This window comes from Microvirga rosea (assembly GCF_020595095.1).
Lineage (GTDB): Bacteria > Pseudomonadota > Alphaproteobacteria > Rhizobiales > Beijerinckiaceae > Microvirga > Microvirga rosea.
This window is the reverse complement of record NZ_JAJDOP010000002.1, coordinates 129,815-143,021: the sequence shown is the minus strand read 5'-3', so window position 1 is coordinate 143,021 and position 13,207 is coordinate 129,815. Positions and strand designations below refer to the sequence as shown.

The window sequence follows — 13,207 nt, the reverse complement described above, 5'->3', positions numbered from 1 at the left end:
ATCATGGCCAAGTTTCAAAGCCTGAAGGAGGCGGTTGCCGAGAATCTGCGGGACGGAGATACCGTTGCCTTCGAAGGGTTCACGCACCTCATTCCCCATGCGGCCGCTCACGAGGTCATTCGTCAAGGCATCAAGGACCTGACGCTGATCCGCATGACGCCGGACATCATCTACGATCAGCTCATCGGCATGGGGCTCGCCAGAAAGGTCGTGTTTTCCTATGCGGGCAATCCGGGCGTCGGCCTCCTGCGTCGCATGCGGGACGCGATCGAAAACAAATGGCCCCGCGCCATCGAGACCGTCGAGCATAGCCATGCGGCGATGGCCAATGCCTATGAAGCCGGCGCGGCGGGATTGCCTTGCGCCGTCTTCCGCGGCTATCGCGGTGCCGGCTTGAAGGACGTGAACCCGGCCATCAAAAACGTCGTCTGTCCCTTTACCGGGGAGGAATTGGCGGCGGTGCCGGCCCATCGTCCCGATGTCACCTTCATCCATGCGCAAAGGGCGAGCCGACGGGGCGATATCCTGATCGAGGGAATTGTCGGCGTGCAGAAGGAAGCGGTGCTCGCCGCAAAGCGCGCCATCGTGACGGTTGAGGAGATCGTCGAGGATTTCGACGATCTGCATCCCAATCTCTGCGTCCTCCCGCACTGGACCGTGACGGCCGTGGTGGAAGTGCCCGGTGGTGCGCACCCGTCCTACACCCATGGATATTACAGCCGGGACAACGCGTCCTATCTGGAATGGGACAAAATTTCCGCAGACCGCGATCTTTTCACGCAATGGATGCAAAAGAACGTGCTGGATGTCGGGCCGGACGTGTTCGCCGCTCGTGTGAAGGGGCTTTGAGAGAATGGCCATGCGGGATTTCACCCCCAATGAGATGATGACGATTGCGGCCTCGCGTGCCCTGTCCAACGATGACGTTTGCTTCGTGGGCATCGGTGCGCCCTCCGCTGCCTGCAACGTGGCGCGGCTGACGCATGCTCCCGACATCACCCTGATCTATGAAAGCGGAACGATCGGGACGGCGCCGGAGGTGCTGCCTCTTTCCATCGGAGACGGCGAACTGTGCGAGACCGCCCTCACCACCGTGTCCGTACCGGAGATGTTTCGCTATTGGCTGCAAGGCGGGCGCATCTCGATCGGCTTCCTCGGCGCGGCGCAGCTCGACCGCTTCGGTAACATCAACACCACCGTGATCGGCGACTATCATCATCCGAAGGTCCGTTTGCCGGGCGGCGGGGGCGCCCCTGAGATCGCCACTTCTTGCAAGGAAGTGTTCATCACCATGAAGCAGGCGACCCGTGGCATGGTGGAAAAAATCGACTTCTACACGTCCTTCGGCCATGGAGAAGGCGGTGATCATCGCAAGCGCCTTGGAATCGACACCAAGGGGCCAACGCTGCTCATCACCGACCTGGCTCTTTGGAAGCCCGATCCGGAGACGAAGGAGTTCACGGTCGTTTCGCTTCATCCCGGCGTGACCCGCGAGCAGGTGCAGGAAACCTGCGGCTGGAAGGTGCGCTTTGCCCAGGATATGGACGAGACGCCTGCGCCCACGGAGCTGGAATTGACGACCCTGCGGGATCTCCAGGCTCGGACCGAGCAGGCCCACGGCGGCAAAAGAGGAGTGTGAGAAATGCCCGAGGCCTTCATCTGCGCCTATGTGAGGACACCCATCGGCCGCTACGGCGGCTCTCTGTCGTCCGTGCGGACGGACGACCTCGCCGCTGTTCCGTTGAGAGCTCTGATCGAGCGATTTCCAGCAGTGGATTTCGAGGCTGTCGATGACGTGATCTACGGCTGTGCCAATCAGGCGGGGGAGGACAACCGCAACGTGGCCCGCATGGCCCTGCTGCTGGCCGGACTTCCGACCGCTGTATCGGGCACGACCATCAACCGGCTCTGCGGGTCGGGCATGGATGCGGTGATCGCCGCGGCCCGCGCCATCAGAGCCGGAGAAGCCGAGCTGATGATCGCCGGAGGAGTCGAGTCCATGTCGCGGGCCCCGTTTGTCATGCCCAAGGCCGAGGCTGCGTTTTCCCGCTCCAACGAAGTCCATGACACCACCATCGGTTGGCGCTTCATCAACCCTCTCATGAAGGAGCAATACGGCATCGACTCGATGCCCGAGACCGGGGAGAACGTCGCGGAAGACTTCCGCGTGTCGCGCGAGGACCAAGACGCTTTCGCCGTCCGGTCGCAAAAGAAGGCGGCCGCAGCCCAGGCCAACGGACGCCTCGACAAGGAGATCGTGCCGGTGTCGATTCCGCAGCGGAAAGGCGATCCGATCCTCGTCGGTCGGGACGAGCACCCGCGCGGGGACACCACCCTCGAGGCGCTCGCGAAGCTTTCCACCCCATTCCGTCGCAACGGCACGGTCACGGCCGGCAATGCTTCGGGCGTGAACGACGGGGCTGCTGCGTTGATCGTCGCGTCGGAAGCGGCTGTGCGCAAGTATGGCCTTGAGCCTATCGCCCGTGTCGTCGGCGGCGCAACGGCAGGTGTGCCGCCACGGATCATGGGGATCGGGCCTGCTCCCGCCACGAAGAAGCTTTGCGCACGTCTCGGGCTGACGCCTCAAGATTTCGATGTCGTCGAGCTGAACGAGGCTTTTGCCAGCCAAGGGATCGCCGTGTTGCGCGAACTCGGCGTTCCGGAGGATGCCGAGCACGTGAACCCGAACGGAGGAGCGATCGCGCTTGGACATCCGCTCGGAATGTCCGGCGCCCGGATTGCCGGGACCGCTGCGCTGGAGCTGAAGCTGACCGGCAAGAAGCGGGCCCTTGCCACCATGTGCATCGGCGTCGGCCAGGGAATCTCGGTCGCACTGGAGGCAGTCTAGGTTCAGACGATGACAGCCTCTCCGCTTCCGTTTCCTATCCTGCAGACCCTCGTCGGAGATGATGAGATCGGCACGCTTTTCTCGAACGATGCGGAGCTTGCCGCGATACTGAAAACGGAAGCTGCCCTCGCACAGGCGCAGGCTGAGGTCGGCCTCATCAGTGAGGCGGCGGCAAGCCGCGTCACCGAGGCATGCCATGGCTTCGCGCCGGACTGGCAGGGGTTGGCGAAGGGGCTGGCGCGGGACGGCGTGGTGGTGCCCGAACTGGTGAAGCAGCTGCGCCGTGCTGTCGAAAAGCCGCACGATCAGGCCGTCCACCTTGGCGCGACCAGCCAGGATATCCTCGATACCGCCTTGATCCTCCGCTTGAAGCAAGCCGTCGAAATCTTCGCTGGCCGGCTCAAGGGTGTGATCGATGCGCTCCGCGATCTCAAGGATCGGGAGGGGCGGGTGTCGCTTATGGCGCATACGCGAATGCAGCGCGCCTTGCCCTTCGAGACCGCCGATAAAATCGACACCTGGCTTCGGCCCTTGCAGCGTCAGGCCGAGGCTCTGGACGAGCTGCTTCCACACCTCCTGGTGATCCAGCTGGGCGGGCCGATCGGAACGAGGGCCGAGCTCAAGGGCCACGGCGACGCGGTGGCCGCGGCCATGGCCAGACGGCTCGATCTCACGTGCGCAGCCTCCTGGCATTCGCAACGGGACAGGATTGGCGAATTTGCGTCTTGGCTATCGCTGGTGTCGGGCATTCTCGGGAAATTCGGCCAAGACCTTGTCCTGATGGCCCAAAATGAACTTGCCGAGGTTTCGCTGCCGTCGGGAGGAGGATCTTCCGCCATGGCGCACAAGTCGAACCCGGTTCAGGCGGAGGTGCTTATCGCTCTTGCCCGCTTCAACGCAGGAATGCTCGGGATCCTGCATCAGGCGATGATCCATGAGAACGAGCGGTCCGGTGCCGCATGGACCCTGGAATGGATCGTTCTCCCGCAGATGGTGGTCACTTTAGGAGCTGCTCTGTCCAAGGCCCAAGCGTTGGCCGAAGGCATGAACTTTTCGCCGTCGCGCCCTTGAGCGCTCAGGCGTCGCCGACGATGGCCACGACGGTGCCGCTTCCCTGGCAGGACGGGCATACCTCACCGTCCAGTTTTCCTTTGCCGCCGCAGCGAGGACAAATGTTGTCGGCCGTCTGCTTCGTGCCTGGAACGTCCTCATCGCCGGGATTTTTACGCTTACCTGCCATCGATCGCTCCTTTTCGATGCAACGCGAAGAACGAGGAGAGGTTCATGGCGCGTGCTGGCGCGTCGCGCGAAATTCCAGGGGCGTCAGCCCGGTCCGGCGCTTGAAGAAGCGCGTGAAGTACGCCGGGTCCTCGAACGCAAGGGCAAGGGCCACCTCCTTTGCGCTCAAGGATGTGAATGTCAGATAGCGCCTTGCTTCGAGAACGATACGCTGATGGATGATCCCAAGCGCCGTTTCGCCCAGATGGTCGCGGCAAAGACGGTTGAGATGGGTCGACGTCAGTCCGAGGCGCTGCGCATAAAACGACACGGGTCTGTGGCTGCGGAAGTCCTGCTCGACCAGGTGACGGAAACGCATGACATGCTGGAGGGCTCGGTCGTTGGCATCACGCGGCACGCTGTGGCCGGATATGTGGGTCCGGTGAAGAAACACAAGAGATAGCGCCAGATGAGCCTCGATGGCAGTCTGGCGGCCGGAGGCACGATCCCTCAACTCTCCGCCGATTGCCGCAATGTGATGCGTCAGCGCATTGGCTGCCTCCGGCTGGTGCGCCAGCGAGACGACCTGGACGGACCGGAACGTCTCCAAGGCGTCAGGCTCCGCCGCGAGGATCGATTTCAGACGATCCTCGAACAAGGTGAGGACCATTCCTTCCACGTCCGACGTGAACCGGTAGCCATGGACGACCATGGACGGAAGGGTGACGATGCACGGGGCCTGCAGGGCCTTCGGCTGGCCGTCATGGATGAACTCTGCATGCCCGTTCGTCAGATGAAGGATTTGAAAGAGGCGCTCGTGGCGATGCGGCTCGATCACAAAATTGTGCAAGCGACTGCGGAATTGAATTGTCTCGCCATGGATCCAGTCAGCGCTCGTATCGCCTTTATACTCGCCATACAGCGCATAGGTCGGGATCGTGCTCATAGAACCCCAGTTTGCCGGTCCAATGTTCGAATTGTCCTATCCAATGCGGGTTTTGTCCATTGGCGCGAGGGCACCCGTCAGGCCATTTTTCTCCGATCGGACGCTGACTGAGGTGCCGTTGGAGGAAATCGCCCATGCGTACCCAGGTGGCTATCATCGGTGCCGGCCCGGCAGGGCTGCTTCTCGGCGGCCTCCTTGAAAAGGAGGGGATCGACACCGTCATTCTGGAAAGGCGAAGCCAGGACTACGTTCTCGGCAGGATCAGGGCCGGAGTGTTGGAGCAGGGCAGCGTCGGACTTCTGGACAAGGCTGGCGTCGGTGCGCGGATGCATGCGGAAGGCCTCGTTCATGACGGAGTGGAGTTCTGCTTCGATGGTGACAAGCATCGCTTCGACTTCCGGAAGCTCATTGGCCGCACGGTCATGGTCTACGGCCAGACGGAGGTGACGCGCGATCTCATGCATGCCCGTGAGCTCTCGGGAGCAAAGACGATCTATGAAGCGGACAATGTCTCGCTCCACGGCTTCGACGGCGACCATCCGACGGTGCGTTATGTAAAGGATGGGATCGAGCAGGAGATCGTCTGCGACTACATTGCCGGATGTGACGGCTACCATGGCGTGTCGCGCGCCAGTGTCCCGGCCGATGCTCTTCAAACGTTCGAGCGCATCTATCCGTTCGGATGGCTGGGTATCCTGGTCGACCGTCCTCCCGTATCTGACGAGCTGATCTACGCGCATCATGCCCGCGGTTTCGCCCTATGCTCCATGCGGTCTCCGACGCGCAGCCGCTACTATGTGCAGGTGCCGGCGAACGAGGCCGTGGAGGCATGGCCGGACGACCGGTTCTGGGATGAGTTGCGGCGGCGGGTCGATCCGGAGACCGCGGGCAATCTGTCGACGGGGCCGTCCATCGAAAAGTCGATTGCGCCCCTGCGAAGCTTCGTAGCGGAACCGCTTCGGTTCGGCCGCCTGTTCCTCGCCGGGGATGCCGCCCACATCGTTCCGCCGACGGGCGCGAAAGGGCTGAATCTCGCGCTCAACGATGTCGGCTGTCTCGCCGACGCGCTTGGAGAATTCTATGGCGAGAAATCCGAGGCCGGCGTGAACCATTATTCCGAGAGGGTCCTGAAGCGCGTGTGGAAGGCGGAGCGTTTCTCCTGGTGGATGACATCCATCCTCCACACATTCCCGGATACGGATCCGTTCGGACGACGCATGCAACGGGCCGAGTTCGACTACCTTGTCGGCTCCGAGATCGGCGCTCGCTCGCTTGCGGAAAACTACACCGGCTTGCCCTTGTGAGGAGCCGGCGCAAGGCAAGCGAGCGGGCCGGCATTCCGATTTCAAGCCGCCTTGTGGCGAGCCTGTTCAAGCGCATAAAGGGCAGCTTCCTCCTTTAGAGCGCGAGCGATGCTGGGCCGTTTCGTCAAGCGGCTGTAGTAGTCCTGAACAGCCGGCCATTTTTCCAGGTCGACGGGCGTGGCAATCTTCCAGTTCAGCACCGTCACCAGATAGGCATCCGCGACACTGAAATCGTCGAGAAGAAATTCGCGTCCGGCCAAGTGATCGTTCAGATAGGCGAGGCGGGTGTCGCCCTTGAGCAGAGTCTGTGTCTTCACGTCTTCCGGCATGTTCCGGTCGAAGAGCGGCACGAAGAGCGCCTTGTGAATTTCGGTCCCGATAAAGCAAAGCCACTGATGGAGGCGTGAACGGGCCATGCCGTCTCTCGGGGCCAATCCGGCGTCCGGAAAGCGGTCGGCGATGTACTGAAGGATCGCGGCATTCTCCGTGAGAACCTCTCCATCGTCGGTTCTGATGGCGGGAACCAGGCCGAGCGGATTGACGGTCATGTAGTCTTCCCCGTCGAGGGTGAACTTGCTCAAGGAATCCACCTCGCGGAACCGTGCCGGCGCACCGGCTTCATAGAGTGCGATGCGGGATGCCATCGAGCAGGCGAGGGGCGAGAAATAAAGATCCATGGCGGCTCTTCCGTTGAATTATTTACTGGTTCGCATAAATTATTGCGACAAGTTGATGCGTCAAGGAATTTCTTTCGAAATGGTACAAAAAAGGCAGGATGCTGAGCGCAAGAGGCGCGGCAGGCCCCGGGCATACGATCCGGAGACTGCGCTTCACCGAGCGATGGAGGCCTTCTGGAGCGCCGGGTATTCGGGCACCTCGCTCGACGACATCGCAAGCGCCACGGGCATGAACCGTCCGAGCCTCTACGCGGCCTTCGGTGACAAGCACGATCTTTATGTGAAGGCGCTGGCGCATTATTGGAGCCAGGGCTTCGAGGCGATGCGGGAGGCCCTTGCGGGCAAACGTCCCCTGCGCGAGGAACTCATGAGTGTCTATGACGGGTCCCTGTCCCTCTATTTTTCCGGGGAGGGACCTGCACGGGGCTGTTTCGCCATCGGTACCGCCACGACCGAAGCGGTCCTGCATCCCGAGATCCGGGCCGCCTTCTCGGGCGGTCTTCGAATTCTCGACAAGGCTTTTGAAGACCGGATGCGGGCCGCCCAGGTGGCGGGAGAATTGTCGCCCGATGCGGATATCGAGACGTTGGCGATGGTGGCATCGTCCACGCTCCACACGATTGCAATCAGGGCTCGCATGGGGACGGCGCGGGCGGAATTGCGGAGGCTTGCTCGAAAGGCCGTGGGCTTGATTTGTGGATTTTCTCTGGGCCGTACATCCCCATCTTCTACCGCATAGCTGTCCTGCGCCGACCGGTTCCCTCAATCGTGCCGAAACCGGTTTACGCCCGGGAGGCGATGACGCAGCATGCGTCTTTGACGAATCCGGAACGGATCGGGGAGAACGGACAGTTGAGCGCGTCATCGATTTCACATCCTGCATCTTCAGGACGGTCAGCGGATCCTGCGGATTGGACCGCGACCGAGATGCTCGCCGCTTTTGCCGACAAGGAGCTTTCTCCCATCGACGTCGTCGAGGCCGTGATCGCACGGATCGAGGCTTACGAGCCCAAGCTTCAGGCCCTGTACGCCTTCGATCCCGAGAGTGCGAGATGGGACGCGAAGGCTTCGGAAGATCGCTGGATGCGTGGGGTGGCGCTTCCCTTGGATGGCGTTCCCGGCACGATCAAGGAGAACATCGCCACGCGGGGGACACCGGTGCCCCTCGGGACGGCCGCGAGAGAACTTGTCCCCGCCAGCGAAGATGCGCCTCCGGCGGCGCGGCTGCGCGAAGATGGCGTCGTTATTCTCGCCAAGACGACGATGCCGGATTACGGGATGCTCTCCTCGGGGCTCTCGAGCTTCCATCCCCTTGCCCGCAATCCGTGGGATCTCACCAAGAATCCCGGCGGGAGTTCGGCGGGCGCCGGTGCTGCCGCGGCGGCCGGCTACGGCCCCTTTCACATCGGCACGGACATCGGCGGGTCGATCCGCCTGCCGGCAGGGTGGTGCGGTGTTTTCGGATTGAAGCCCAGCTTCGGTCGAATTCCGATCGACCCACCTTATTACGGCCGCGTCGCCGGGCCCATGACGCGCACGGTACGCGACGCTGCCCTGATGATGAGAAGCCTCGTCCGCCCCGATGTGCGGGACACCATGAGCCTTCCCTTCCAGGAGTTCCCGTGGCTCGATCTGGAGATGGACGTGAGGGGCCTCAGGATCGGCCTCATGATGGACGCCGGCGTGGGCATGGCCCTCGATCCGGAGGTTCGTGCCTGCATTGAAAATGCCGCAAAAGCACTTGCCGACGCGGGGGCTGTCGTGGAGCAGGTGCCCGCGTTCATCACCCGTGAGATGCTGGATGGCCTCGACGATTTCTGGCGTCAGCGGGCCTGGATGGACATCGGCGCGTTGGATGAGAAGCAGCGCGCTTCCGTCCTGCCTTACATCCTGGCCTGGGCGGAAGGCGGAAAGTCCCTGAGCGGCGCACAAGTCTATTCAGGCATGAACCAGATGATGGTGATGCGTCACGCCGCCGTCGCCGCCACAAAGGATTTCGACTTCGTGATCTCGCCGGTGGCGCCGGTTGTCGCGTACCACGCGGAACTGGCCTCGCCTGTCCACGACCCGGAGGAGCCGTTCGAGCACATCGGCTACACGGTCGCCTTCAACATGTCCGATCAACCCGCAGCCTCCGTGAACGCCGGCTTCACGGCAGCGGGTCTTCCCATCGGCCTGCAGATCATCGGCCGACGCTTCGACGACCTGGGCGTGATCCGTCTCAGCCACGCGTGGGAGCAAATGCGGGGCGAGCAGAGGCCCTGGCCCAAGCTTTGAGCTCGGGCCTTGTCCGGTCATCGTCTTCCAAACCCGAGGCTGGCTTTAGTGCGGCGCCGCAGGAGCGTTCAGGGCATCGGCTCTCGTCGTTGAGCCGGTCGTGTCTTCGGGGAGAGAGACCTTGCGGATCTGTTTGACGAATTCCGTCAGGCTTCCGGAGCTGTCCTGTTCGGAGGCGAGCTTTTCGAGCATGGCGGTGTCGAACGGTTCTTCCTGGATGGTCCCATCGGACATGATGGTGGTCTTGATCCCGGATTCCACGTCGAAGGACACTGACTTCACCTTCGGCTTGGACCCTGTCGGGGCCTCGGCGGCCGGGGTCGTGGTGATCGCCGCCGGTTGAGCCGGTGGCTGCTTCTCATCGCTTTTTGCGGCAGTTCGGCGTTTCTCGGGCTTCTCGTGTTCCTTCTCTGGGGCGCGGGCCTGTTCCTCGGAAGGCTTCTGGGATCGCGCTTCTCGTCTCGAAGAGGATGCGGAGCCTTGTTTTTTCTCGGCGTCGGCGGCGTCCGGTTCCGCCAAGATCTGGTCGAGATGAGCCTTGGCCTTCGCGGCTTCGGTCTGTGCCTGAGACCCGAAGACCGAGACTGCGGGCATGGATGCCTTCTCGGCTTCCGCCTTCGCCTTGGCTGCATCCGCCGCGTTGGCGGCATCAATTCTCTTGCGAGCCGACTCGACCTGTTGAGGGTCCGTCGACTCGTAGGTGTAGCGTTTCCCATTGATTTCATAGGAAACTTTCCGCGCCTCCGCACCCCCGTACATGAGCGGCAGGGCCAACACCGTCATTCCAAGGCTCGTCCATATGTTCTTGTTCATTACCATCGGGTCCTTGCGATGGTTAAAACTCAGTTAATGATTATGGCCACCATATGACGTAACGGAAACCTTGTTCCCTCGACGAGGTCGCACCTGATGGGGGACGATCCGGAACCTTATCGCATGTTGGGAAAATGTGCTCTCACGAATTGGCCCCGGCCGCCTTGTAACCGGTCCGTTCCAACCTGATCTGATAGGGTCCGCATGGGATCTTCCCTTGCGCAAGCTCCTTACGAAAGTCTGCCGTTATGCCCCCCATTTCCGTTCTCGACCTCGCTCCGGTTCCCGAAGGATCCAGCCCGTCGGATGCTTTGCGCAACACCCTGGATCTGGCTCAGCACGCGGAGCGATGGGGGTATCGACGCTACTGGCTGGCGGAGCATCACAACATGGTGGGCATTGCCAGTGCCGCGACCAGTATCGTCATCGCCCATGTGGCCGGCGGCACCCGGACGATCCGGGTCGGGGCGGGCGGCATCATGCTGCCGAACCATGCTCCGATGATCATCGCGGAACAGTTCGGAACCCTGGAGTCGCTCTTTCCCGGGCGGATCGACCTCGGCGTCGGGCGCGCGCCCGGCACGGATCAGCTGACCTTGCGGGCGCTCCGGCGCGATCCGACGAGCGCCGACACTTTTCCTCAGGACGTGCTCGAGCTGCAGGCGTTGCTCGGACCCTTGCAGGATGGACAGGCCGTTCAGGCTGTGCCTGGAACGGACACCAATGTGCCGATCTGGATTCTCGGATCGAGCCTTTTTGGGGCCCAGCTCGCCGCCATGCTCGGGCTGCCTTATGCCTTTGCGTCGCATTTCGCGCCGAATGCCTTGATGCAGGCCCTCCATGTCTACCGCGAGCGCTTCCAGCCCTCCAAGCAGCTGGACAAGCCTTATGCGATGGTCGGCCTCAACGTCATCGCTGCGGAGACCGATGAGGAGGCGCGCTATCTTTTCACCTCGCCCCAGCAGCAGTTCACCAACCTGTTTCGGGGAGCACGCGGCAAGTTGCGGCCGCCGATCGACGATATCGAGAGCTATTGGACGCCCGCCGAGAAAGCGCAGGCCATGAACATGCTGTCCTGCTCGGTCGTGGGATCGGCCGCGACCGTGCGGCGGGGGCTCGAAGACTTCGTGGCGCAAACGGGAGCGGACGAGCTCATCGTCGCGTCCGCGATCTATGATCACCGCAAGCGCCTGCGCTCCTATGAGATCCTCGCCGATGTGCACCAGGACATGAGCCGCAAGCCCGCGGCCGCGCAATGAGAGCCTTTGCTTAAACCGGCTCCGTGCGGCTCCTCAGGGTCGGGTCGATCGCATCGCGCAGGCCGTCGCCAAGCAGGTTCAGCCCAAGAACCGACAGGGCGATGGCGAGACCGGGCGCGATGGCAAGGTGAGGGGCTTGTGACAGGTATGTCTGAGCGTCGCTGAGCATGCGGCCCCAGCTGGGATTGGGCGGGCGCACGCCGAGCCCGAGATAGCTCAGACCTGCTTCAGTCAGGATCGCAAGCGCGAGCTGGATCGTGACCTGCACGATGAGGGCCCCGGCGATGTTGGGGAGAACATCCTCCAGAGTGATGCGCAGCGGCGGTTTTCCCAAGGAACGAGCGGCCGCGATATAGTCGAGCGTCCAGATCTGCAAGGCGACGCCGCGGGTGACGCGGGCGAAGACCGGAATGTTGAACACGGCGATGGCCAGGATCGCGGCCGTCGGGCCGGAGCCGAGCAGGGCGCCGATCATGATGGCGGAGAGCACGGCCGGAAACGCGAACACCACGTCGGACACGCGCATGGCAATCTCGTCGGCGGCTCCTTTCCAGGCTGCCGCCGCGCATCCGATGGCGATGCCGATGGCGGCTCCCAGCAGGACGGCGGGCCATGCGATCGCCAGTGAATTCCACGCCCCGGCCATCAGCAGCGAGGCGACGTCCCGTCCGAAATGATCGGTTCCGAGAAGGCCGGCCTCCAACGGAGCCTTAAGACGCATGGCGATGCGGACCCGGGTCGGTGGTTCGGGGGTCCAGACGAGAGACAGGAGGGCGGTGCCGATGAAGATCGCGGTCAGGATGCCGCCGATGAGGAGCGCCGGGTTCAACCGGAGACGTGGCGTCAGTCTCATGCACGGCTCCTCAGACGGGGATCGAGGATCGCGTAGCCGATATCGACCAGAAAGTTGATGACGATGACGAGTCCGGAGAAGATCAGGACAATATCCTTGATCACGACCAGATCACGTTGGTTGAGAGCCTGATAGGCGAGGCGCCCGAGGCCCGGCAGGTTGAAGACGTTCTCGACGAGAATCGCGCCGCCGAAGAAGAAAGACAACTGAAGTCCCAGGATCGTCGTCACGGGGATCAGCGCATTCGGCACCACATGACGGCGAAGGGTCGCGCCCTTGTCGACACCCTTCGCTCTCGCCGTGCGGACGAAATCCGCGCCGATCACCTCGAGAGTCGCAGAGCGTGTCACGCGGGTCAGCACCGCCGCCTGAGGCAATGCCAGCGCGACGGCGGGCAGCACGAGCGCCTTGAGGGCGACCCAGAAGCTGCCGCTCCATCCGGGAAAGCCTCCTGCGGGAAACCAGCCGAGCCATGTGGCGAAGAACAGGATGAACAGGATACCGATCCAGAAGTTCGGGACGGCGACGCCAAGCGAGCTGAACGCCAAAACCGCGCGATCCACCGGCCCATCCCGGCGCGCGGCGGCCGTCACCCCGAGAGGAAGCGCGAGAGTCGTTGAGATCAGAATGGCCATGAGGCTCAAAGGAAACGTGACCGCCATCCGCTCCGTCACCAGGGTGGAGACAGGCATCTTGTAGGTGATGGACTGGCCGAGATCGCCGTGGAGAAGCCCGCCGATCCAATGAAAGTAGCGCACCAGGGCAGGTTGATCGAGGCCGAGCTCATGCCTGAGGGCCGCCAGCGTGTCCTCCCGCGCAGCAGTCCCGAGCATGATGGCCGCAGGATCGCCCGGCAGAACCTCGAGGATCAGGAAAATCGCCAGCGAGACCGCCACCAGCGTCAAGGCGAGCGAGAGCAGGCGGGAGAGGATCAGACGCAACATGAAGTCAATTCATCCGGCGGATGGGAGGACATGTCCGGGGCGAGAAGGGGCGTTCCGGAACGCCCCTT

General features: G+C 62.7%; 14 protein-coding genes. 8 read left to right on the top strand and 6 right to left on the bottom strand.

Translation table 11 applies throughout. From position 1 onward, the window contains the following. Positions 1-3 precede the first annotated feature (3 nt). From LJD17_RS04965 to LJD17_RS04950, 4 genes are read left to right on the top strand one after another with little or no spacing between them, the layout of a single operon-like run. Positions 4-849 carry a CoA transferase subunit A gene (locus tag LJD17_RS04965; protein WP_227383054.1) on the top strand — a complete coding sequence of 282 codons (846 nt, stop codon included), beginning with the start codon at positions 4-6 and terminating at the stop codon, positions 847-849. Between the two features lie 4 nt (positions 850-853). Next, a complete protein-coding gene (locus tag LJD17_RS04960) occupies positions 854-1,639 on the top strand; it encodes a CoA-transferase subunit beta (RefSeq protein WP_227383053.1) in 786 nt (261 codons plus the stop codon). Positions 1,640-1,642: 3 nt separating this feature from the next. Beyond that, positions 1,643-2,848, top strand: coding sequence for a 3-oxoadipyl-CoA thiolase (gene pcaF, locus LJD17_RS04955; protein WP_227383052.1), 1,206 nt, complete (start codon positions 1,643-1,645; stop codon positions 2,846-2,848). Between the two features lie 9 nt (positions 2,849-2,857). Continuing rightward, a complete protein-coding gene (locus LJD17_RS04950) occupies positions 2,858-3,919 on the top strand; it encodes a 3-carboxy-cis,cis-muconate cycloisomerase (RefSeq protein WP_227383051.1) in 1,062 nt (353 codons plus the stop codon). A 4-nt stretch (positions 3,920-3,923) separates the two neighbouring features. Here the strand turns inward: LJD17_RS04950 and LJD17_RS04945 are convergent, their stop codons facing one another. Both LJD17_RS04945 and LJD17_RS04940 read right to left on the bottom strand, forming a co-directional pair. Further along, the gene (locus LJD17_RS04945) at positions 3,924-4,088 is read right to left on the bottom strand and encodes a hypothetical protein (protein ID WP_227383050.1); all 165 of its coding nucleotides are present in this window, start codon (positions 4,086-4,088) and stop codon (positions 3,924-3,926) included. A gap of 42 nt (positions 4,089-4,130) precedes the next feature. Beyond that, positions 4,131-5,012: a helix-turn-helix domain-containing protein gene (locus tag LJD17_RS04940; protein ID WP_227383049.1), complete on the bottom strand. Its 882-nt coding sequence runs from the start codon at positions 5,010-5,012 to the stop codon at positions 4,131-4,133. Positions 5,013-5,146: 134 nt separating this feature from the next. Between LJD17_RS04940 and pobA the strand changes: the two genes are divergently transcribed. Next, positions 5,147-6,316, top strand: coding sequence for a 4-hydroxybenzoate 3-monooxygenase (pobA, locus tag LJD17_RS04935; protein WP_227383048.1), 1,170 nt, complete (start codon positions 5,147-5,149; stop codon positions 6,314-6,316). Positions 6,317-6,357: 41 nt separating this feature from the next. Here the strand turns inward: pobA and LJD17_RS04930 are convergent, their stop codons facing one another. Continuing rightward, entirely contained in the window at positions 6,358-6,993 is a 636-nt protein-coding gene (locus LJD17_RS04930; RefSeq protein WP_227383047.1) for a glutathione S-transferase N-terminal domain-containing protein, read from the bottom strand. Positions 6,994-7,072: 79 nt separating this feature from the next. On the opposite strand from LJD17_RS04930, the gene LJD17_RS04925 reads away from it, so the two are divergent. Further along, positions 7,073-7,732: a TetR/AcrR family transcriptional regulator gene (locus LJD17_RS04925; RefSeq protein ID WP_227383046.1), complete on the top strand. Its 660-nt coding sequence runs from the start codon at positions 7,073-7,075 to the stop codon at positions 7,730-7,732. 188 nt (positions 7,733-7,920) lie between these two features. Further along, complete coding sequence (locus LJD17_RS04920; RefSeq protein ID WP_264478290.1) at positions 7,921-9,270, top strand: amidase; 1,350 nt, start codon at positions 7,921-7,923, stop codon at positions 9,268-9,270. A 45-nt stretch (positions 9,271-9,315) separates the two neighbouring features. On the opposite strand, the gene LJD17_RS04915 is transcribed toward LJD17_RS04920, so the two are convergent. After that, entirely contained in the window at positions 9,316-10,083 is a 768-nt protein-coding gene (locus LJD17_RS04915) for a prolipoprotein diacylglyceryl transferase (RefSeq protein WP_227383044.1), read from the bottom strand. Between the two features lie 248 nt (positions 10,084-10,331). On the opposite strand from LJD17_RS04915, the gene LJD17_RS04910 reads away from it, so the two are divergent. Continuing rightward, positions 10,332-11,342: an LLM class flavin-dependent oxidoreductase gene (locus LJD17_RS04910; protein ID WP_227383043.1), complete on the top strand. Its 1,011-nt coding sequence runs from the start codon at positions 10,332-10,334 to the stop codon at positions 11,340-11,342. 10 nt (positions 11,343-11,352) lie between these two features. Here the strand turns inward: LJD17_RS04910 and LJD17_RS04905 are convergent, their stop codons facing one another. Together LJD17_RS04905 and LJD17_RS04900 are read right to left on the bottom strand one after the other, a co-directional pair. Further along, the gene (locus tag LJD17_RS04905; protein WP_227383042.1) at positions 11,353-12,195 is read right to left on the bottom strand and encodes an ABC transporter permease; all 843 of its coding nucleotides are present in this window, start codon (positions 12,193-12,195) and stop codon (positions 11,353-11,355) included. Then, positions 12,192-13,139 carry an ABC transporter permease gene (locus LJD17_RS04900; RefSeq protein WP_227383041.1) on the bottom strand — a complete coding sequence of 316 codons (948 nt, stop codon included), beginning with the start codon at positions 13,137-13,139 and terminating at the stop codon, positions 12,192-12,194. Before LJD17_RS04900 ends, LJD17_RS04905 begins: the two co-directional genes overlap by 4 nt. Positions 13,140-13,207 lie beyond the last annotated feature (68 nt).